We start from the raw sequence: 20,188 nt of genomic DNA on the forward strand, positions 1-20,188 counted from the left end.
GATGAGCGTGACGACGCGCATCCCTGCGGTCACGGTGACCTGCCCGGCACCGGCAGCGGGGCGACCGGTGCTCGTTCTCGGGCCGTCCCTCGGAACCAGCACCGCGGCGTTGTGGGGGCCATGCCTTCCCGGCCTCCTCGAGTCCTTCGACGTCCTGGCCTGGGATCTGCCGGGCCACGGCCGCAGCGCCCCCGCCGCTGCCGACTTCACGATGTCCGAGCTCGCCGAGGGGGTCCTCGACGCGGTCGACGCGACCCTCGGCGCGCGTGTCCCGGTGCACTACGCCGGCGACTCGATCGGGGGCGCAGTCGGACTCCACCTGCTGCTCGACCGTCCCGATCGGGTCGTGGCCGCGTCGCTCATCTGCACGGGCGCGAGGATCGGTGAGCCCGAGGGCTGGTCGGACCGGGCCGCTCTGGTGGAGCGATCGGGGGTCGACGCCGTCGTCGACGGGTCCCGGCAGCGGTGGTTCGGACCGGGCTTCGCCGACCGGCACCGCGACCGTGCCGACGCCCTCATCGCCTCGCTGCGTGCCGCGAACCCGGTCGACTACGGACGGGCATGTCGGGCCCTGGCCTCGCACGACGTCCGCGACCGCCTGCCGAAGATCACCGTTCCCGTCCTCGCCGTCGCCGGCAGCCACGATCGGCCGACGCCCGTCGCGTCGCTCCAGGAGATCGCCGACGGCGTCGCGCACGGCCGGCTGGAGGTCCTCGACGGCGTCGCGCATCTCGCACCCGCCGAGGCGCCGCAGGAGGTCACGGCACTCCTGCGCGACCACCACGGATGAGCAGTCCGGCGACGGGGCGTCGACCCCGGACATCGGACGTCACCGCGGTTCCGTCGGCGATCCGGTGCGGTGACGGCCGGGTGGTTCGCCGGGGCGGGGCGTGCGGTGGCGGTCCGAGCGGGCTCGGCGACCGCGGGTCGGAACAGGAGCGCCGGTCCGTCGCGGGACGGGTGCCGATGCCGACGAGGACGGCGTCGGCGGGGACGACCGAGCCGTCGTCGAGATCGACGGGCTCGACCCCCGACGAGCCGCGGCCGCACACCGCGCCGTGACGCGGCACGTTGCGGTGGCGCAGGTCGAACCTGTTGGCTGTCGCGGACGTCGCGGGCCCCGCGAGTGTCGCCGGGGAGCGACGCGGCGTGCCCACCGTCGGAGGAGGTTGCGATCTGCATGGGTGACGGCCCGGCCCCGGGACCGCCCGAGCACCAGGACGTGCTCGGCGCCGAGTGGGAGACGCATCGCCCGGCGGTCTTCGGCGTGGCATACCGGTTGCTGGGGAGTGTCGCCGATGCGGAGGACGTGGCCCAGGACGTGTGGCTGCGCGCGGACCTTCGGGCCGTCGACGACCTCCGGGCGTGGTTGGTGACGGTCGCCGCGCGGCGCTCCTACGACATTCTCAAGAGTGCCCGCTCACGACGCGAGACCTACGTCGGACCGTGGCTTCCGGAGCCGTTGCTCACGGGGCCCGACGCGTCCGTGCCGGTCCTCGTCGACGAGTCCGTCAGCGCGGCGTTGCTCCTGGTCATGGAGGAGCTGAGCCCGCCGGAGCGGGTGGCGTTCGTGCTGCACGACGTCTTCGGGTTCGAGTTCGGCCGGGTCGCCGAGGTGCTGGACGTGTCCGTGCCGAACGCCCGGCAGCTCGGGTCACGAGGGCGGCGGCAGGTCGTGAAGGCGAGGCAGGCGGTCGTACCCGCGTCGAGGGCGGAGCGGGAACGGGTGCTGACGGCCTTCCGCGCCGCCTACGAGGCCGGGGACCTGGCCGGACTCGTCGAGCTGCTGCACCCCGGGGCCGTGTACGTCACCGACGGCGGCGCCAAGGCGTTCGCGGCGCGCAAGGTCATCCACGGCGGCGAACGCGTCGCCGAGGTGATGGTGCGGGTGGGCCGGCGGTGGCGTGCGGACCGCATCGACCTCGTCGAGGTCGGCGGCGAGCTCGCCCTCGTGTTCCGCCGCGAGGGCCGCGTCTACTCCGTCGACACGGTGGAGATCGCGCGGGGCCTGATCACCGCATACCGCAGGGTCATCAACCCGGACAAGCTGAGCCACGTCTAGACGGTATGACGTGACCGGCTCGGCGTGAGGCGGTTGCGGGCCGGGGCCTCACTCACACAATTCGTGGGTTGCCGGGCAGGGGCCGCCTGCTCGGCCGATCCGACATGTGTGGGAGGCCCCGGTGCTTGTCGAGCGTACGAGTGTTGGGCTTGATGTCCATGCCCGATCGGTGGTGGCGGCGGCGATCGACGGTGTGACCGGCGAGCTCGTTCAAGCGAGGCTGACGCCGTCACACGATCACATCCGATCCTGGATCACAGAACTGAACGGGCCGGTCGCGGTGACCTATGAGGCCGGTCCGACCGGGTTTGGTCTGGCCCGGTTCTTGACCAAGTCGGGGATCCGGTGCGTGGTCGCAGCACCGTCCAAGCTGCACCGCCCGGCCGGCGATCGGGTCAAGACCGACGCGAAAGACGCTGTTCATCTGGCTCGGTTGCTGCGCCTGGGCGAGATCACGCCGGTCACCGTCCCCAGCGTCGATCAAGAAGCGGCGCGGGACCTGGTGCGCGCCCGCGAGGACTGCCGCGGCGATCTCATGCGTGCCCGCCACCGCCTGTCGAAACTGCTGCTGCGCCAGGGCATCGTCTACTCCGGTGGGCAGGGCTGGACCGCGGCTCATGACCGCTGGCTGCGGCAGCAGCACCTCGAGCAGGCAGCGACGCGGATGGCCTTCGACGCCGACTATGACGCGGTCCTGTCGGTCACCGCACGCCGAGACCGCCTCGACGCCGCGATCACGGCCATGGCCGGCGACAGCGAGTTCACGCCCATCACGCGCCGTCTGGCCTGCCTGCGCGGGGTGTCGACCCTGACCGCGTTCGCCCTCGCAGTCGAGATCGGTGACTGGCAGCGGTTCACCGGCTCCAGCATCGGCTCCTTCGTCGGGCTGGTGCCCTCGGAATACTCCTCCGGTGCCTCGCGAGTACAGGGCCCCATCACCAAGACCGGCAACTCCCATGCCCGTCGGCTGCTGGTCGAAGCCGCCTGGCATCACCGAGCCCGCTACGCACCCGGGGCCGTCATGCGCCAGCGCTGGGAACTCGCCCCGCCCGAGGCCAGAGCTCGCGGTGACCTCGGCAACCGGCGTCTGCACCAACGCTGGGTCACGTTCAACCTGCGCCGCAAACGCCCGGTCATCGCCAACGTCGCCATCGCCCGGGAGCTGACCGGCTGGTGCTGGTCACTGGCCATGCTGACCTAACACCCCACCAGCCGCTTCGTCGCCGCAGACCGTGGTGGCAGCGCGTGGAGCAACCCGCGACACAACTATGAGCAGCCCGGCACAGCCGCGCCACGCTCGACCCTAGACACGCGGTGAGCTCCTGCCGAAAGCCCGTCCTGCGGTAACCAACCCGCGCATATCAGTCTGACCGCGCGTCGCCAACGACACGCTCACCACCAAGACGCAGCGACGAAGCACGAGGCGCCGCCAGGACCACTTCCCGGCGGCGCCTCACCCTGCCCTTGACAGGAGGGCACTACATATCAGTTGTCACGTCCGGCCCGGCCATCTCGTCTCCCTGCCGACACACGACGTGGACGAGACGAAGGAACCATGACCACCACCCAGCGCGTCAACATCGGCAAGCAGCACCCCACCCCGTACAAGACCCTCATCGCCCTGTCGGAGGAGGTGGACCAGAGCCTCGCGCGGCAGGAATCGACCCGCTGCTCGTCGAGCTCCTGAGGATCCGCAGCTCACAGCTGAACGGCTGCGCGTTCTGCCTGCGCATGCACACGCGCGACGCCCTGAAGAAGGGCGAGAACCCCGACCGGATCGCCGTCCTGCCCGCCTGGGAGGAGACCGGGTACTTCTCGGAGACCGAACGTGCCGCCCTGCGTCTGACCGAGGCGATCACCCGCATCTCCGACGGGCACGTCGCCGACGAGGACTACGACGCCGCCGCGGCCGTGCTCACCCCGGACCAGGTCTCGGCCGTCGCCTGGCTCGCCACGGTGATGAACGCCTTCAACCGGGTCGCGGTCACCAGCCGCTACCGGGTCGCCGGCTGACCTGTGCCGTGTTCGGCCGGGCCGGGTGCCGCGGCGGCTGGACGAGCCGCCCGGCACCCCCGTGACCAGGCTATTCTGCCGCCGTGGAGCTGCGGCGAATCCAGTACTTCGTCGCCGTCGCGGAGGAGGCGCACTTCGGGCGCGCCGCGGAGCGGCTGCAGATGGCGCAGCCGCCGCTGTCCCAGCAGATCAAGGCGCTCGAGGCCGAGATGGGCGTGACGCTGTTCCGGCGCACCACCCGCAAGGTCGAGATCACGCCGGCGGGCGAGCGGTTCCTGAAGCGGGCGCGAGAGATCCTCGCCGCGGTCGACGACGCGGTGACCGAGGCCGAGCAGGTCGCCCGCGGCCTGCTCGGCCGGATCGCCATCGGGTTCACCGGGTCGGCGACCTACGACCTGCTCCCGTCGCTGGTCCGGGTCCTGCGGGCGGACCTGCCCGGCATCGAGCTCGACGTCTACGGCGAGATGCTCACGCCGCGCCAGGTGCTCGCGCTGGAGGACGGCACGCTGGATCTCGCGCTGCTGCGTCCTCCCGTCCGCAGCTCCGCGATCGACGTGCGCATCCTGCGCCGCGAGCCGTTGATCGCCGTCCTGCCCGCCCAGCACCCGTTGGCGGACAAGGGGCCCGTGCGGCTCGCGGACCTGGCCGACGACACGTTCATCACCTACCCGTCCCATAACCGGTCCGTCGTGTACGAGGCGGTGATCGACGCGTGCCAGCACGCCGGGTTCGTCCCCGCCGCGATGCACGAGGTCGCCGAGACCTCGACCCTGGTCTCGTTCGTCGCGGCCGGGCTCGGCGTCGCGCTCGTCCCGGCCTCCGTTCGGCACCTGCAGATCACCGGGGCGTGCTACCTGCCGCTCGCCGGCACGACCCGGGAGGTGGAGCTGGCTCTCGCGACGCGTGTGAACGAGCCGTCCCCGCTCGTGGCCCGCGTCCGCGCCCGTGCGGAGGCCTTCATCGGCGGTGGCCGGAAGGTGAAGACCTCGCGTCATTGAGATGACAGGGGTCTCAGTGGGGACGATTTCTGTATTTCCCACGACCGAGTCCGTCGACGAGACTCGGGTCACGGTCCGGTCGTCGAGGACCGACACGCCTCGGAGGATCACCGACATGCCTGTCCCCCATCTCGCCGCCCCGGTCGAGGGTGAGTCGACGTGACGCCGTTCATGCACAGCGTCCAGGCGCTCCTCGCCGGCGAACCGGCGCCGGCCACCGGCACGGAGCAGAGCCTGCCCGCGCCGGTGCCGATCGCGACCGACACCCAGGTCATCGTCCGCTCGCTCGCCGAGCAGCTCGTGTCCGAGGCGAACGCGGTGCTACGCGCACACGGCGACGTCATCAGCCTCGACGACGAGGTCGGCCCCGGGGAGCTCGCGTTCACGCTGGGATACCGGGATCGTGCCGCCCGCGTGCAGACGGTCATGTCCGGCCGTTCGGCCCTGGTCAGCCTCATGGTGACGGGTCGGCAGGACGAACAGCCGCGTCGGCTGGCCGGTGAGGACGAGCTCCGGTCGCTGCTGCTCAACCTGATCGCGCCGGCCTGACGCCCGGTCGCGGCGAACCGCCCGTACCTCATCCGAACCGACAGGAGCCACCCGTGCAGTACGAGTTGCGCTACCAGGTCATCGAAGCCAAGCGCCAGAGCTATCAGAACGTCATCGACCGCTTCGGTGACCAACCGGCGACCCGCTACCAGGAGGCCACGCTCGACGTCGAGCCTCGGGAGAACTTCCACTACCGCCCGACCTGGGCGCAGGACCGCGAGCTGTACGACCCGCGGTACTCGGCGCTGCGGCTGACGGATCCCTACACGTATGCGGACCCGCGCGGCTTCTTCTACACCCCGTACGTGACCAACCGGGCCGGGCTGCACGACGAGTTCGGCAAGACCCTGTCCTACCTCGAGGACCGCGAGCTGCTGGGCACGCTCCCCGAGGCATGGCGCAGCGTGCTCGGGTCGGTGGTGATCCCGTTGCGCCACTACGAGTCCGGCTGCCAGCTCGTCTCCGTCACCGGCGCCCGCTTCGCCCACGGCACCTCGCTCGCACAGTGCTGCACCTTCGCCGCGTTCGACCGCATCGGCAACGCGCAGATGCTCTCCCGGGTCGGCATCGCCGTCGCCGGCGGTGTCGGTGACGTGCTCACCACGGCCAAGCAGGAATGGCTCGACGGTGCGCACCTGCAGCCGCTGCGGCGCCTCGTCGAGGAGATCATGGTCGTCGACGACTGGGCGGAGGGCCTGCTGGCGATCGACCACGTCGATTCCCTGCTCTTCCCGGCGATGTACTCGGGTCTCGACGAGAAGGCACTCCTCGGCGGCGCCGGCGCCTACAGCCTGGTCGCCCAGTACCTCACGACCTGGTTCGCCGACCAGCGCCGCTGGCTGGACGCGCTGGTCGCCGCATGGCGGGGCGACCCCGAGCACGGACCGTCGAACACCGAACACCTCGACCGCATCGCCGCCACCTGGAGGCCCCGCGCCGAGGAGGCGGTCGGCGCACTGTCCGCCGTCGTCGCGGACCGTCTGGACGGGGTCGCGGCATGACCTCCACGCTGCGCCAGGTCGGCATCGACATCCAGGACGCCGAGGAGAACCGGCCGCTGGTCGACGCGATCAGGGCCGACAACCCGGAACTGACCATCCGCCACCTGCCCGGGCTGCTCAAGCTGCAGGCCGCGGGCCGCATCGTCGTCAACCGCGAGACGGTCGAGGCACAGCTCGGCCGCGAGTGGGACACCGGTGAGTTCCAGCTGGCGATCGTGTCCTACGCCGGCAACTTCTCCGAGTGGGACGACGACCAGATCATCGTGAGTTGGGAGCACTGACATGACCCAGGCGAAACCCCGCGCGAAGAAGCTGCCGCTCAAGGAGCGCTACGCCCTGCTGACCCGCGACCTCGACTGGGAGCCCAGCTACGTCGAGCGCGAGAAGCTCTTCCCCTACACCTCGTACGAGGGGATCAAGATCCACGACTGGGACGGCTGGCAGGACCCGTTCCGACTGACCGTCGACGCCTACTACAAGTACCAGGCGGAGAAGGACAAGCGCCTCTACGCGGTCCTGGACGGCTTCGCCCAGAGCCAGGGCCACCTCGGCCTCGCCGACGCCTCGTACCTGAACGCGATCAAGCTGTTCATTCAGGGCGTCACGCCGCTGGAGTACGCGGCGCACCGTCACTTCGCGTACCTCGCGCGCTATCTCGAGGGCCCGGCCCCGCGCTTCGCCGCGCTCTGCCAGAGCATCGACGAGCTGCGCCACTGCCAGACCCAGATCCACACGATCAGCAACTACAACAAGTACTACGGCGGTTTCCACAGCTGGTCGAAGATGCACGACCGGGTCTGGTACCTGTCCGTGCCGAAGTCCCTGTTCGACGACGCGATGAGCGCGGGGCCCTTCGAGTTCCTGATCTCCATCTCGTTCAGCTTCGAGTACCTCCTGACGAACCTGCTCTTCGTGCCCTTCATGAGCGGTGCGAGCTTCAACGGCGACATGCCGACGATGTCGTTCGGGTTCTCGGCGCAGTCCGACGAGAGCCGGCACATGACACTGGGCCTCGAGGCGATCAAGTTCCTGCTCGAGCAGGACGAGGGCAACGTCCCGATCATCCAGGCCTGGATCGACAAGTGGTTCTGGCGGGCGTACCGCATGTCGGCGCTGGTCGCGGCGATGATGGACTACATGCTCCCGAAGCCGGTCATGAGCTGGAAGGAGGCCTTCGAGCTCTACTTCGAGGACCAGATGCTCGGCGGGCTCTTCCCCGACCTGGAGTACTACGGCATCAGGCCGCCGCGGCACGTCGAGGACGCCATCGCGGAGAAGGACCACCTGTCCCACCAGGTGTACAAGATCCTGCACAACTTCAGCTTCGCGGCGGCGTTCACCACCCAGACGCCCGGCGTGGAGCACTCGGCCTGGCTGTCCGAGCAGTACCCGGGCACCTTCGACGAGCTCTACAAGCCGGTGTGGGACAAGCACGCCCGCACCGAGGCCGCGGGTGGCCGGATCTTCTTCCAGGGCCTGCCGCAGCTCTGCCAGGTCTGCCAGATCCCTATGGTCTTCACCGAGCCGGACGACCCGACGTCGACCTCCTTCCGCACGAGCAGCTTCCGGAGCGAGACCTTCCACACCTGCTCCGACGGCTGCAAGTGGATCTTCGACCGCGAGCCGGAGAAGTTCGTCCAGGCGTGGCTGCCCGTCCACCAGATCTACCAGGGCAACTGCGGCGGGCCGAGCGTGCCGGAGGTGCTCGACTGGTACGGCATCCAGGAGGGCGACAACGGCGAGTACAAGGGCTCGCCGGACCAGAGGTCGTGGGCCGAGTGGCACTCCGGCGCACCGAAGCAGGGGAGCTGACCATGGCCGTCAAGGCGCTCTACGACTACGAGTTCCCGTCCGCCGACCGCGCCGAGAACTTCGGCGACGACCAGCTCGTCTACGTGCACTGGGACGGCAATCCGCTGTTCTGCTCTGCCGCGTGCTTCCGCGTGCCGAAGGCCATGCCGTTCGGCGAGTTCGTGGCCGGCGTCGTCGCACCGTGGGCCGGCTCCGACCCCGACTTCGACGCCGCCGCCGTCGCCGGGTGGCGGCTGTTCGACGAGCCGCTGCAGCCGGCCGACGACGCGTCGCTCGCCGACCTCGGCATCGGGCACAAGGCGTTGCTGCACTTCTCGGCCTGAGGAGTCGTCATGGAGACCTACACCGTCACCGTCGAACCCATCGGCGCCGAGATCGAGTGCCGCGAGGACCAGACCGTCCTCGACGCGTGCCTGCGCGAGGGGATCTGGCTGCCGCACGCCTGCACGCACGGCACCTGCGGCACCTGCAAGGCGCAGGTCCTCGACGGCGAGCTCGACCTCGGCGACGCCTCCCCCTACGCCCTCCTCGACAGCGAGCGGGACGAGGGCGCGGCCCTGTTGTGCGTCGCGACGCCGCGCAGCGACGTGACGATCGAGGGCGAGGTGGACGTCGAGGCAGGGGTCGAGGTCCACCCCGTGCGCGACTACACGGGCACGGTCGTGGGGCTCGAGGACATCGCCCCCACCGTTCGACGGGTCCGTCTGGAGCTGGATCGGCCCATTCCGTTCAACCCGGGGCAGTACGTGCAGCTCAGCACCCCGGCCGGGGAGACGCGCCCGTACTCGCTCGCCGTCGCGCCCGCCGACGCGACGACGATCGAGCTGCACGTCAAGCGCTCACCCGACGGAGCGGCGACCGAGGGCTGGATCTTCAAGGACCTCGCGGTCGGCGACGCCGTTCCGGTGTCCGGGCCCTACGGCCAGTTCTTCCTGCGCCCCGCCCGCGACGAGCCCATCCTCATGCTGGCGGGTGGCACGGGCCTGGCGCCGATGAAGGCGATGCTCCGGCACATCGAGGACCTCGGCAGCGGCCACGAGGTGGTCCTCTACCACGGCGTTCCCACGGCGGCCGATCTCTACGAGCACGAGTGGCTGCAGGAGTTCGCCGCCGCGCACGGGTGGTTCACCTACCGGCCCGCCTTGTCCCAGGAGGAGTTCGAGGGGCGCACGGGGCGGGTGCCCACGATGCTCGCCGAGGACTACCCGCGGGCGTCGGGCAACGTTGCCTACATCTGCGGCAGCCCGGCGTTCGTGCGCGACACGATGAAGGCCCTCATGAAGGCGCGGCTCTTCCCCCGCGACATCTACCGCGAGGACTTCTTCGACTCCGCCGACCGGGCAGCGGGGTCCACCGTCGTCCGGAGTCCGCTCATCCGACGCTGACCCGTCCGGGTCGGGAAGGCACGTCATGAAGATCAGCAGGGTCGAGGCGGTCCCCTTCGCGATCCCCTACCGCAAGCCGCTGCGGTTCGCGTCGGGGTCGGTCTCGGACGCCGAGCACGTCCTGGTGCGGGTTCACACCGACGACGGACTGGTCGGCACCGCGGAGGCGCCGCCACGGCCGTTCACCTACGGCGAGACGCAGGAGTCGATCGTCGCGATCGTGACGACCGTCTTCGCCCCGCAGATCGTCGGCCTGTCCCCCCTCGATCGCGAGCAGGTCCGCGTTCGCCTGGACCGTACCGTCGGCAACCCTACGGCCAAGGCCGCCATCGACATGGCGCTGTGGGACATCGTGGGACAGGCGCTCGGCGTCCCGGTGACGGACCTGCTCGGCGGGTTCGGCGACCGGATGCGCGTCGCGCACATGGTCGGGTTCGCGGAGCCGGCCGAGATGGTGGCCGAGGCGGGCCGGATGCAGGAGCAGTACGGCATCGCGACCTTCAAGGTCAAGGTCGGGCGCCGCCCGATCGGCCTCGACGTGGCGGCCTGCCGCGCACTGCGTGAGGCCATGCCGGAGGCCGAGATCTACATCGACGGGAACCGGGGCTGGACCCCGGTCGAGTCCGCACGCGCGCTGCGGGCGCTGGCCGACCTCGACCTGCAGTTCGCCGAGGAGCTGTGCCCCGCCGACGACGTACTGGGCCGCCGGTGGCTGGTGACGCAGAGCCCGGTCCCGATCTTCGCCGACGAGAGCGCGCCGACCGCCGGGGACGTCACCCGCGAGCTGCTCGGCGGCTCCGCGACCGGCATCAGCATCAAGACGGCGCGCACCGGGTTCACCGGCTCGCACCGCATCCTCGCCCAGTGCGAGGGCCTCGGGGTCGAGGTCGTGCTCGGCAACCAGATCGACGGGCAGATCGGTTCGCTCTGCTCGCTCGCCTTCGGCGCCGCCTTCGAGGGCACCTCGCGCCGGGCGGGTGAGCTGTCGAACTTCCTCGACATGAGCGACGACCTGCTCACCGAACCGCTGGAGATCCGCAACGGGACCGTGCGGGTGCGGCAGGCGCCCGGGCTCGGCATCGAGATCGACCAGGACAAGCTCCGCCACTACCGGACCGACGCCCGCTGACCCCGGACGAACAACGAGGTCTCAACGAAGGGAACAGCATGACCACCACCACCCCGTCCCCCACCGCGGCCGGATCGGGCGCCAACGCGTCCGAGGCGTTCCGGGCGAGCTCCGAGCGTCGTGGCCCCGCCGCGACGAGCCAGGAACGCACCGACCGCGTCGTCCGGCGCGTCCTCGAGGCGATCCATCAGGTCGTGCGCGAGGAGGAGGTGACCTACCCCGAGTTCCAGGCCGCGAAGCGGTGGCTGATGGACGTCGGCGAGGGCGGCGAATGGCCGCTGTTCCTCGACGTCTTCGTCGAGCACGAGATCGAGAAGGTCGCCGCCCGGACCCAGCGAGGAACCGTCGGCACCATCGAGGGCCCGTACTACCTGCCCGGCCAGACCCGGCTGCCCGCGGTGGCGACGCTCCCGATGCGCGCGGACGAGAAGGGCGACAAGCTCGTGTTCAGCGGGCAGGTCCGCGACCTCGACGGCCATCCCCTCCCCGGCGCCGAGATCGACTTCTGGCAGGCCGACGCGGACGGCTACTACTCCGGCTTCGCGCCGCACCTGCCGGACGGCAATCTGCGTGCCGTGGTCGTCGCCGACGACCAGGGCCGGTTCGAGATCAGCTCGATCAAGCCCGCTCCGTACCAGATCCCGACGGACGGACCCACCGGTGCGCTGATCTCGGCCGCCGGCTGGCACCCGTGGCGGCCCGCCCACCTGCACCTGATGGTGCGCGCCGACGGGCACCGCCAGATCACCACGCAGCTGTACTTCACGGGCGGCGAATGGCTCGACGACGACGTCGCGACCGCGACGAAGGACGAGCTCGTCCTCGACCCCACGCCCACTGCCGAGGGCTGGGCCGTCGAGTACGACTTCGTGCTCGAGCGCGCCTGACCGCCCGGGTCCGGCTCCGGCCGCCGGAGCCGGACCCACGGCCTCGTGCCACAGCGGGCGGGCGACGTGGGTCGCCTGCCCTCCCGAGAGGACACCTCACATGCTCTTCCACGTCACGATGGATGTCGCGATCCCCCGTGACCTCGCCCCGGAGGTGAGGGCCGATCTCGTCGCCCGGGAGCGGGCATACTGCCAGGACCTGCAGAAACAGGGCACCTGGGTCCACATCTGGCGGGTCGTGGGCCGGTACTCGAACGTCAGCGTGTTCGACGTGGACTCCTCCGACGAGCTGCACGACATCCTCTGGAACCTGCCGCTGTTCCCCTTCATGACGATCGCGGTGACGGCGCTGTGCCCGCACCCCTCCGCGCTGTAGGCCGCTGCGCAAGATCGGCCGGAAACCCTGGGTCAGCCGGGCAGGAGCAAGGAGCTGGTCGGGGTGCCGACGGGATCATGGGTGTTCCGCGGGATGTTCACCGCGACGCGGCGTACGCGCTCACGCGCATCGACGAGCTCATCGTGGACCTGACCCCCAGGACCGGTTCACCAGCACCGCGGCCATGCTCGAGACGGCGGTCGAGATTCGCGGTCGCGCCGCAGCCGCCGGTCTCGTCGCCTGACGGACCCGCGGTCGACCCGCCCGGCCGGGGACGAGCGCGCGTCAGGTGCGGTAGCGGCGGGCGTAGCGGGCGGCGGCCGCCGCCCGCTCGTCGGCGCCGGCGTCGTCGCGGACCCGTTGCGCGGTGCCCGGTGGGTAGCCCGCCTTCTGCACCCTGTGCTCGACGGACCCGTCGGCGGTGTACAGCACGTACTGGAGGGCGACGAGCCAGCCGAGCAGGGTGGCCAGTGCCCTGACCCAGAGCGGCCCGGGAACCAGGAGCAGGACCGGCACCGTGATCAGCCCGAGCTGGACACAGGCGCGGGCGAAGTGGCGGAGCTGCCACGTGGGGCGGGTCGCGTCGTACAGGACCCACTCGCGGTGGCGGGCGGGCAGGGATCCGCCGAGCGCGTACCACAGCCATCGCACCGGGCTCGGACGCTGCACCGTCGTCATGGTCGGGCTCGTCTCCTGCCGTCCTCGCCGCGGATCGCCGCGGGTCTCGCGGACGAACACGTCGTCACGGTCCAGCCTATCTCGTTGCCGAGTTTCGAAGTTGCCACGATGTGCAAGCACCGACCGTCGCGTCAGAGGTCGTTGCCCGCGTAGGAGAGGTTGAAGCTCTTGTTGACCAGCGGGAAGTCGGGAACGATCGTGTCCGCGAGGGCGACGGGCAGGGCGGGCCAGTTGAAGAAGCTCGGGTCGACGATCTTGAGCCGGCGCAGCGTGCCGTCGTCGGCCAGCTCGACGCGGTGCGTGATGGTGCCGCGCCAGCCCTCGACGATGCCCACACCCGAACGGCCCGAACCGGGTCGGTCGCGCGGGTCCACGCGGTGGTCCGGGCCGTCGAGCCGTTCGGCGAGGGCGGCGATCGTCGCGACGGCGAGGTCGATCTCCTCGCGTCGCACCTGGAAGCGGGCGAGCACGTCGCCGCCGGTGCAGCTGTACTCGGCCCGGGGCAGTTCGTCCAGGAGCACGGGGTGGTCGTGGCGGGCGTCGACGGCAAGGCCGCTGGCCCGCGCGACGTAGCCGAGGGTGCCGAGCTCGGCGGCCTGGTCGCGGGTCAGGACCGCGGTCCCGGCGAACCGGTCGTGCACGACGCTGTGCCCGAGCGCGAGGTCGGCGATCTCCGCGACGTCGGCGGCCACCCGGGCGAGCACAGCGGGATCGGGCAGTGCGACGACGGCCGCGCCCCCGGGAACGACCGCGCCACGCAGCAGGCGGTGTCCGGTGACCTGGTCGTTGAGCCGCAACAGTCGTTCCCGGACGCGCTGGGCGTGTGCGTTGAGGACGCCGTGGCCGACGTCGTTGCACAGCGCCCCGAGGTCGTTGACGTGGTTGTAGAGGCGCTCCAGCTCCAGCAGCACCGCACGCAGCCGGTGGGCCTGGGGTCCGACGTCGATGCCCAGGGCGTCCTCGATCGCCTGGCAGAACGCGACCCCGTGCCCCACGGTGGTGTCCCCGCTCGCCCGCTGCGCGATCTCGAGCGCGTCGGCGGGACCGCGGCCCTCGACCAGCTTCTCGAGCCCACGGTGGACGAACCACAGCCGGGCCTTGAGCTTGAGGATCGTCTCGCCGACCACCGAGAACCGGAAGTGTCCCGGCTCGATCATGCCGGCGTGCACCGGCCCGACCGGGATCTCGTAGACGCCGGGCCCCTCCACCGGGCGGAACGGGTAGGGCCCGTCGGGGTCGCCGAACGCCGGGGCCGGACCGGCGTCGGAGAGCATCGGGTACCAGCCGCGAGGCCAGTGGAAGTGCCGGACGAGCCTGCGCGGCAACGGGTGGCCGACCGGTTCGATGCCGAACAGGTCCCGCAGCTCGCGTTCGAACCGGCCCGCCGGGAACGAGAGCGCGGCCAGGCTCGGGAGCGCCGGCCGGCCGGGGTCGAGGTGGACGTGCAGCTCGGTGCGCAGGTCGGCGCCGGGCTGCACGAACAGATGGACCGTGCGCAGCCCGCCGCCGGACGGCCGGTCGTCGTGTCCGGCGACGAGGGCCAGCCGGGCGCCGCCGGCGAGTAGTGCGGCGGCGCGCTCGGGCAACGCGTCGGCGGGCACCGTCGAGACGATCCGGCCTGCGCCGGTACCGATGGGCGTCGTCATGGTGCTCCGGTGAGGGTGCGCGCGGCGTGGGTGATCAGCTCGGCGAGCGGGCCCGCGGTCACGCCGAGCACGGCGGCGGCGAGGAGGCCGGCGGCCAGGGCGACGGCGGTCGACCGCGGCAGCCGCCGGGGCGCGGCCGCCGCCCCGGGGCCGTCCGGTGCGGGGCCCAGCAGCATCCGTCCGGTGTGCCGCAGCATCGCCGCCCCGATCACGACGACGAGCCCGAGCGCGACGACGACCGCCCAGCCGGCGGAGGAACCGTCGCCGCCGGCCAGGCCGGCCCGCACTATCGCGAACTCGCTGGCGAACAGGCTGAACGGGGGCAGCCCGAGCAGGGCCAGGACCGCGAGGCCCGTTGCTGCCGCCAGGCCGGGCTGGGTCGCGACGAGCCCGCGGACGCGGTCGATCCGGCTGGTCCCGGTGAGCTGCGCGATCCGGCCGGCGCCGACGAACGCGACGCTCTTGACCAGCCCGTGGCCGAGCACGTGCAGCAGCACCGCCGCGGTCGCGGCCGCCCCGCCGATGCCGGCGCCGAGGGCCAGCAGGCCCATGTGCTCGATGCTGGAGTAGGCGAGCATCCGCTTGTAGTCGCGCTGGGCCAGCAGCAGCGAGGCCGCGACGGCGAGCGAGACGAGCGCGGCGCCGAGCAGCAGGGCCCGGACGAACCCGGGGCCGAGCGCGGCGTCGGCGATCACTTTGACCCGCAGGATCGCGGAGAACGACACGGCCAGCAGGACGCCGGACATGAGCGCCGACACCGGGGCGGGCGCCTGGCTGTGTGCGTCGGGCAGCCAGGCGTGCAGCGGCGCGAGCCCGGCTTTCGCCCCGAAGCCGAGCACGAGCAGGACGACCGCGATCCGGGTGACGCCGGGGTCGAGGCCGGGGGCCGCGGTGACGAGGCCGGCCCAGTCCAGCCCGTGCCCGCCGGTCCCGAGGGGCGCGTGCGCGGCCGCGTGGTTGAGCAGCACGAGTCCCAGCAGGGCCAGCGCGATGCCCGTCGAGCAGATGACGACGTACTTCCAGGCCGCCTCCACCGCCCCCCGGGTGCGGCCCTGGCCGACGAGGAAGGCCGTGACGATCGTGGTCGCCTCGACCGCGACCCACAGCACGCCGAGGTCCGCGGCCAGCACGGCGAGCGCCATCGCGGCCAGGAACGCGTGCACGAGCACGCTCTGGCGCCGGGCCGTGCTCGGCGCGAGCCGGCCGGCGTCGACCTCCGCGGCGACGTGGGCGGGCGCCGCGATGGCGGCGACCATCGCCACCGCGCCGATCACGACCAGCATGAACGCACTGAGCGCGTCGACGCGCAGCCCGGCGACCTCGACGGGACCGTCGGCGACGACATGCGCCCCGAGGCCGGCTGCGACCGCAAGCACGGCGGCCGCGCAGCCGATGCCCGCGGCAGCGGCCGTGCGGCGGCGGGCGACGGCGCAGCCGGCCGCGGTCAGCGCCGGGACCGCGATCGGCGCGATCGCGAGCGCGGCGAGCGTGGGTGTCGTCATCGGTCCCGCAGCTCCCGCAGCTCGCCGAGGTCGACGTCGCCGAAGGTGTCGCGGATCCGCCCGGCGAGCACCTGCAGCACGAGCACCGCCAGCAGCACGTCCAGCGCCACCCCGACCTCGACGACGAGCCCGATGCCCGACGTGGTGAGGAACCCGGCGGCCGTGATCCCGTTGTCCACCAGGAGGAACCCGACGAGCTGGGAGACCGTGTGCCGGCGGGTGACGAGGACGAGCAGCCCGATCAGGACCACCGCGACCGCCACCGGGACCGCCCGCGTGGCGGGCGACTCCCCGAGCTCGACGAGCGGGACCGAGACGGAGAACGCCAGCAGCACGAGCGCCGCGACGGCCAGCAGCGACGCGGTGACGTTGACCACCGGCCGGACCTCGCGACGGGCCGGTCCCGCCCCGGCGAGCGCGCGGCGCAGCAGCCACGGCAGCAGCCCCCCGCGCACCGCGAGGACCCCGATCGTGACGAGCCCCAGCTCCACCGAGCGCTGCGCCCAGGCCAGCACACCGACCAGGGCACCGAGCGCCAGCCCGTGCGCGGTGAAGATCCGCAGGATCGTCGGCAGGTCGCGCCGCCAGACCACCAGCACGGCGGTGAGCAGCAGCGCGCCGGCCGCGACGTCGAGCAGCGCTGCGGCGGGAGGGCTCATGACGACGGGCTCCATTCCGGTGTGTCCTCCACTGGCGTCGATCCGGTCAGCCGAGGACGTAGGCGGTGGTGACGGCGAGCAGGGCCAGCAGGAACGACCCGGCCAGCAGCTCCGGCACCCGGAACAGCCGCAGCTTGGCCAGGAACACCTCGAGCGCGGCCAGCCCGGCGCCCACGACCCCGACCTTGACGGCCAGCGCGACGACCCCGAGGGCCAGTGCGAGCGGGGACGCGGTGGTGGCGATCCCCCAGGGCACGAACAGCGAGGTGAACAGGCCGAGATAGACCGACAGCCGCATCGCCGAGCCCAGCTCGACGAGCGCGAGGTCCGGGCCCGCGTACTCCAGGACCATCGCCTCATGGATCATCGTCAGCTCGAGGTGCGTCGACGGGTTGTCCACCGGCAGCCGTCCGGTCTCGGCGACGATCACGGCCGCCAGCGCGACCGCCGCGAGCAGGCTCGCCGGTGAGATGAGCCGCTGCGGGTCGTCGAGGGCGGTGCCGACGATCGTCGGCAGGCTGGTCGACCCCGTGGGGACGGACAGCGCGAAGATCGCGACGAGGGCGGTCGGCTCGACGAGCGCGAGGACGGTCACCTCCCGGCTCGCGCCCATCCCGCCGAACGCGGTCCCGCTGTCCAGCCCGGCGAGCGCGATCACGACCGTGGCGTGGGCGAGCAGCGCGACGACGACGAACAGGTCCGCGACGGGCGGCACCGCGGACGCGGTGGTGACCAGTGGGGCCACGACCGCGACGACCAGCGTCATGGCCACCAGCAGCACCGGCGCGACCCGGAAGACCTCCGTCGTGCCACGCGGCGAGATGGACTGCTTGCGCACCAGTTTCCGCAGGTCACGCCAGGGTTGGCCGACGCCCGGCCCGGCGCGGCCCTCCAGCCGCGCCCGGACCTGGCGCATCAGACCCAGCAGCAGCGGCGCACCGCCGACGATCACCACCGCCTGCAGCACGCCACCGGCGACCCCGAGGGCGCTCACCGGGTCACCACGAGCCACGCGAGCAGGCCGCACAGGGTGACGAACCCGTAGCCGAGGTAGCGGTGCACGCTCCCGGTCGCCAGGCCGCGCCCGGCCCGCCCCCACGCCGTGGCCGCGTCCAGGAGCGGGGTGTAGAGCCGACGTTCGACCCGGTCGGGCAGCTCGCGCCGGTAGGACACCGCGGCGACCAGGTAGCGCGACTCCTCGTGGTGGCTGACGTCGACGTCCTGCTCCGGGGCCAGCACGTCGTCGAACACGCGCTGCAGCGGCTCGGCGAACGACGTCGCGGTGTACTCCATGCGCGCCGAGAGCGGGCCTGCCCCGCAGTCCCACAGCCGCGCCCGCCTGCGGTCCCGGCGACGAGCCAGCAGCCGGAGCGCACCCACGACCGCCGCCGCGGCGGCGATCAGCGTCACGACCAGCAGCACCGGCGACAACACACCGCTCACCCCGACGAGCTCGATTGCGACCGTTCCCGTCACCGCCGGCGCGGCGTGCACGACGCCCCCTGCGACCTCGGCCAACGTCGGGAGCACGAGGGTCGGGCAGACCGCCGCGGCGACACAGGCCAGGCCCGCCAGCACCATCGCGGTCAGCGCCGCCGGGCCGCTCTCGGCCGCGGCTGCCGCACCGGCGCCACGCGGCCTGCCGAGGAACCCGATTCCGAAGGCCTTCACGAAGGTCGCGACGGCGAGCCCGGCGGTCAGCGCGATCGCCGCGACCCCGAGCGGCAGCACCACCGCGGGCACCACGCCGGGCGCGGGGAGCCCGTGGATCAGGGCCTGCAGCAGCAGCCACTCGCTGACGAACGCCGCGCCTGGCGGCAGTGCCGACGCCGCCAGCGCGCCGACGCCGAACGCCGCCGTCGTCACCGGCATCCGGCTGCGCAGCCCGCCGAGCGCGTCGAGATCGCGCGTGCCGGTCGCGTGCAGGACCGATCCGGCGGACAGGAACAGCACCGTCTTGAACGCCGCGTGCGTCATGACGTGCAGCAGCGCCGCGGTCAGCGCCAGGCCGGCGAGCGCGCGGCTCCCGGCGGCGGCGAACATCCCGCACGCACCGACGCCGACCAGGACGAGGCCCATGTTCTCGGTCGTCGAGTAACCGAGCAGCCGCTTGAGGTCGCTGCCGACCGCGGCCTGCAGGATGCCGTACACCGCCGAGACCGCGCCGAGCACGAGCACCGTCACCCACCACCACGACGGGCCTCCCCCGAGCAGGTCGACCCCGACCCGGACGATCCCGTAGACGCCGAGGTTGACCATCGCCGCCGACATCAGCGCCGACACATGGCTCGGTGCCTCGGGATGGGCCCGCGGCAGCCACGGGTGCAGCGGCACCATGCCGGCCTTCGAGCCGAACCCGGCCAGGCAGGCCAGGAACGCCGGACTCGCCGCCGCGGGCGACAACCCGCTCGCGGCCGCCCGGATCGCGGCGAACGAGCCGTCGCCGGCCGCGCCGGCCGCGACCAGCAACCCGACCATGATCGCCACGAACCCCGCGTGCGTCATGACGGCGTACCAGAGCCCCGCCGACGCCACCGCGGGGCGCTCCCGGTGCTCGGCCACCACGAGCACGAGCGACGTCAGCGCCATCAGCTCCCAGCAGTACAGCAGCGTGCCGACGCTGCCCGCGGCCGGGACCAGCAGCAACGACGCGACGAACGCGGGCAGCGCAGCCTGCACGCCGGGCCCGTCGAGACCGTGCCGCGCGGCCCCGATCGCATATGTCCCGGCGGCGATCGCCACGACGCCACCGACAGCGAGGAACACCCCCGACAACGAATCGACGTCGAGCTCCAGACCGATCAGCGGAAGCAGATCGGGGCGCGCGACCGACCAGGTCGTGCCGGTCGTCGCGACCACGCCCGCGACCGTCCCGAGCAGCCCTGCCGCGACCACACCGACGCCGGTCACGGCCGGCCGGTGGCGGCGCGGAACCGCCAGGGCCGCCACCGTCGCGGCCAGTGCGACGACGACCGCCGACACCAGTCCCCAGCCCACCGCGTTCATCGGGCCACCGTGCTCACCGGCCGGTGCACAGCCGCAGCGCGGCCACGATCGTCTCCGGGCGAGGCGGACAGCCGACGACCTCCAGATCGACCGGGACGACATCGGCGACCGCGCCGACGACGCCGTACGCCTCGGCGAAGACCCCGCAGTTGCGCGCGCAGTCGCCCACCGCGACGACGACCTTCGGCTCGCCGACCGCCTCATAGGTGCGGCGCAGCGGTTCGACCATGTTCCGGGTCACCGCGCCGGTGACGACCAGCGCGTCGGCGTGCCGGGGCGAGGCGACCAGCCGCGCGCCGTACCGCTCCGCGTCGTACACCGGCCCGAACGCCGCGCCGATCTCCAGCTCACAGCCGTTGCACGACCCCGCGTCGACGTGGCGGACCTGCACCGAGCCGGCCAGCTCGGCGGCCACCGCGGGACCCGCGGGCACGGGAGGTGCGGGTGCGGGCTCGGCGGCCCGCCCGAGCCGGCGGATCGCCCGC

Annotated in this window: 22 protein-coding genes; 15 read left to right on the plus strand and 7 right to left on the minus strand. The window is 72.3% G+C overall.

Annotated features, from left to right (window positions below):
• Window position 1: 1 nt before the first annotated feature.
• From PSD17_RS14085 to catC, 15 genes are all read left to right on the plus strand, one after another.
• On the plus strand, window positions 2-790 hold the full coding sequence (locus PSD17_RS14085; protein ID WP_339122892.1) for an alpha/beta fold hydrolase: 789 nt from the start codon (window positions 2-4) through the stop codon (window positions 788-790).
• A 390-nt stretch (window positions 791-1,180) separates the two neighbouring features.
• Window positions 1,181-2,062, plus strand: a complete 882-nt coding sequence (sigJ, locus tag PSD17_RS14090) for an RNA polymerase sigma factor SigJ (RefSeq protein ID WP_339122893.1) — start codon at window positions 1,181-1,183, stop codon at window positions 2,060-2,062.
• A 121-nt stretch (window positions 2,063-2,183) separates the two neighbouring features.
• Complete coding sequence (locus tag PSD17_RS14095) at window positions 2,184-3,263, plus strand: IS110 family transposase (RefSeq protein ID WP_339122894.1); 1,080 nt, start codon at window positions 2,184-2,186, stop codon at window positions 3,261-3,263.
• A 354-nt stretch (window positions 3,264-3,617) separates the two neighbouring features.
• Window positions 3,618-3,749, plus strand: a complete 132-nt coding sequence (locus PSD17_RS14100; protein ID WP_339122911.1) for a hypothetical protein — start codon at window positions 3,618-3,620, stop codon at window positions 3,747-3,749.
• Window positions 3,750-3,766: 17 nt separating this feature from the next.
• Window positions 3,767-4,075 carry a carboxymuconolactone decarboxylase family protein gene (locus tag PSD17_RS14105; RefSeq protein ID WP_339122910.1) on the plus strand — a complete coding sequence of 103 codons (309 nt, stop codon included), beginning with the start codon at window positions 3,767-3,769 and terminating at the stop codon, window positions 4,073-4,075.
• Between the two features lie 83 nt (window positions 4,076-4,158).
• On the plus strand, window positions 4,159-5,073 hold the full coding sequence (locus PSD17_RS14110) for a LysR family transcriptional regulator (protein WP_339122895.1): 915 nt from the start codon (window positions 4,159-4,161) through the stop codon (window positions 5,071-5,073).
• Between the two features lie 159 nt (window positions 5,074-5,232).
• Window positions 5,233-5,622 carry a hypothetical protein gene (locus PSD17_RS14115; RefSeq protein WP_013672971.1) on the plus strand — a complete coding sequence of 130 codons (390 nt, stop codon included), beginning with the start codon at window positions 5,233-5,235 and terminating at the stop codon, window positions 5,620-5,622.
• Window positions 5,623-5,675: 53 nt separating this feature from the next.
• Window positions 5,676-6,623 (plus strand): phenol 2-monooxygenase, encoded by a 948-nt coding sequence (locus tag PSD17_RS14120; RefSeq protein WP_339122896.1) that lies wholly within the window; start codon window positions 5,676-5,678, stop codon window positions 6,621-6,623.
• Complete coding sequence (locus tag PSD17_RS14125) at window positions 6,620-6,904, plus strand: MmoB/DmpM family protein (RefSeq protein ID WP_013672969.1); 285 nt, start codon at window positions 6,620-6,622, stop codon at window positions 6,902-6,904. The genes PSD17_RS14120 and PSD17_RS14125 overlap by 4 nt, the downstream gene beginning before the upstream one ends.
• 1 nt (window position 6,905) lies before the next feature.
• Entirely contained in the window at window positions 6,906-8,435 is a 1,530-nt protein-coding gene (locus PSD17_RS14130) for a YHS domain-containing protein (RefSeq protein WP_013672968.1), read from the plus strand.
• 2 nt (window positions 8,436-8,437) lie between these two features.
• Complete coding sequence (locus PSD17_RS14135) at window positions 8,438-8,758, plus strand: phenol hydroxylase subunit P4 (protein ID WP_013672967.1); 321 nt, start codon at window positions 8,438-8,440, stop codon at window positions 8,756-8,758.
• Between the two features lie 9 nt (window positions 8,759-8,767).
• On the plus strand, window positions 8,768-9,820 hold the full coding sequence (locus PSD17_RS14140) for an NADH:ubiquinone reductase (Na(+)-transporting) subunit F (protein WP_103380543.1): 1,053 nt from the start codon (window positions 8,768-8,770) through the stop codon (window positions 9,818-9,820).
• Between the two features lie 25 nt (window positions 9,821-9,845).
• Window positions 9,846-10,949, plus strand: a complete 1,104-nt coding sequence (locus PSD17_RS14145; protein ID WP_339122897.1) for a mandelate racemase/muconate lactonizing enzyme family protein — start codon at window positions 9,846-9,848, stop codon at window positions 10,947-10,949.
• 38 nt (window positions 10,950-10,987) lie between these two features.
• The gene (gene catA, locus PSD17_RS14150; protein WP_339122898.1) at window positions 10,988-11,836 is read left to right on the plus strand and encodes a catechol 1,2-dioxygenase; all 849 of its coding nucleotides are present in this window, start codon (window positions 10,988-10,990) and stop codon (window positions 11,834-11,836) included.
• Between the two features lie 100 nt (window positions 11,837-11,936).
• Window positions 11,937-12,212, plus strand: coding sequence for a muconolactone Delta-isomerase (catC, locus tag PSD17_RS14155; RefSeq protein ID WP_339122899.1), 276 nt, complete (start codon window positions 11,937-11,939; stop codon window positions 12,210-12,212).
• 285 nt (window positions 12,213-12,497) lie between these two features.
• Here catC and PSD17_RS14160 read toward each other — a convergent pair whose 3' ends face one another.
• From PSD17_RS14160 to PSD17_RS14190, 7 genes are all read right to left on the minus strand, one after another.
• Window positions 12,498-12,890, minus strand: a complete 393-nt coding sequence (locus PSD17_RS14160) for a DUF5313 domain-containing protein (RefSeq protein ID WP_013672961.1) — start codon at window positions 12,888-12,890, stop codon at window positions 12,498-12,500.
• Between the two features lie 131 nt (window positions 12,891-13,021).
• Entirely contained in the window at window positions 13,022-14,536 is a 1,515-nt protein-coding gene (locus PSD17_RS14165) for a hydrogenase large subunit (protein ID WP_339122900.1), read from the minus strand.
• A complete protein-coding gene (locus PSD17_RS14170) occupies window positions 14,533-16,038 on the minus strand; it encodes a proton-conducting transporter transmembrane domain-containing protein (RefSeq protein ID WP_339122901.1) in 1,506 nt (501 codons plus the stop codon). The genes PSD17_RS14165 and PSD17_RS14170 overlap by 4 nt, the downstream gene beginning before the upstream one ends.
• Window positions 16,035-16,697, minus strand: coding sequence for a hypothetical protein (locus PSD17_RS14175; RefSeq protein ID WP_234027697.1), 663 nt, complete (start codon window positions 16,695-16,697; stop codon window positions 16,035-16,037). Before PSD17_RS14175 ends, PSD17_RS14170 begins: the two co-directional genes overlap by 4 nt.
• 46 nt (window positions 16,698-16,743) lie before the next feature.
• On the minus strand, window positions 16,744-17,691 hold the full coding sequence (locus tag PSD17_RS14180; RefSeq protein ID WP_339122902.1) for a respiratory chain complex I subunit 1 family protein: 948 nt from the start codon (window positions 17,689-17,691) through the stop codon (window positions 16,744-16,746).
• Window positions 17,688-19,703, minus strand: coding sequence for a proton-conducting transporter transmembrane domain-containing protein (locus PSD17_RS14185; RefSeq protein WP_339122903.1), 2,016 nt, complete (start codon window positions 19,701-19,703; stop codon window positions 17,688-17,690). Before PSD17_RS14185 ends, PSD17_RS14180 begins: the two co-directional genes overlap by 4 nt.
• Before the next feature lie 13 nt (window positions 19,704-19,716).
• The coding region (locus tag PSD17_RS14190) for an NADH-quinone oxidoreductase subunit B family protein (RefSeq protein ID WP_339122904.1) at window positions 19,717-20,188 on the minus strand (472 nt) is incomplete at its 5' end.

This window comes from Pseudonocardia sp. D17, from assembly GCF_036984265.1.
GTDB lineage: Bacteria > Actinomycetota > Actinomycetes > Mycobacteriales > Pseudonocardiaceae > Pseudonocardia > Pseudonocardia benzenivorans.

Coding starts and splice junctions, on each gene's coding strand:
- PSD17_RS14085 (WP_339122892.1), top strand. CDS start 2: ATGAGCGTGACGACGCGCATCCCTGCGGTCACGGTGACCTGCCCGGCA.
- sigJ (WP_339122893.1), top strand. CDS start 1,181: ATGGGTGACGGCCCGGCCCCGGGACCGCCCGAGCACCAGGACGTGCTC.
- PSD17_RS14100 (WP_339122911.1), top strand. CDS start 3,618: ATGACCACCACCCAGCGCGTCAACATCGGCAAGCAGCACCCCACCCCG.
- PSD17_RS14125 (WP_013672969.1), top strand. CDS start 6,620: ATGACCTCCACGCTGCGCCAGGTCGGCATCGACATCCAGGACGCCGAG.
- PSD17_RS14130 (WP_013672968.1), top strand. CDS start 6,906: ATGACCCAGGCGAAACCCCGCGCGAAGAAGCTGCCGCTCAAGGAGCGC.
- PSD17_RS14135 (WP_013672967.1), top strand. CDS start 8,438: ATGGCCGTCAAGGCGCTCTACGACTACGAGTTCCCGTCCGCCGACCGC.
- PSD17_RS14140 (WP_103380543.1), top strand. CDS start 8,768: ATGGAGACCTACACCGTCACCGTCGAACCCATCGGCGCCGAGATCGAG.
- PSD17_RS14145 (WP_339122897.1), top strand. CDS start 9,846: ATGAAGATCAGCAGGGTCGAGGCGGTCCCCTTCGCGATCCCCTACCGC.
- catA (WP_339122898.1), top strand. CDS start 10,988: ATGACCACCACCACCCCGTCCCCCACCGCGGCCGGATCGGGCGCCAAC.
- catC (WP_339122899.1), top strand. CDS start 11,937: ATGCTCTTCCACGTCACGATGGATGTCGCGATCCCCCGTGACCTCGCC.
- PSD17_RS14160 (WP_013672961.1), bottom strand. CDS start 12,890: ATGACGACGGTGCAGCGTCCGAGCCCGGTGCGATGGCTGTGGTACGCG.
- PSD17_RS14165 (WP_339122900.1), bottom strand. CDS start 14,536: ATGACGACGCCCATCGGTACCGGCGCAGGCCGGATCGTCTCGACGGTG.
- PSD17_RS14170 (WP_339122901.1), bottom strand. CDS start 16,038: ATGACGACACCCACGCTCGCCGCGCTCGCGATCGCGCCGATCGCGGTC.
- PSD17_RS14175 (WP_234027697.1), bottom strand. CDS start 16,697: ATGAGCCCTCCCGCCGCAGCGCTGCTCGACGTCGCGGCCGGCGCGCTG.
- PSD17_RS14185 (WP_339122903.1), bottom strand. CDS start 19,703: ATGAACGCGGTGGGCTGGGGACTGGTGTCGGCGGTCGTCGTCGCACTG.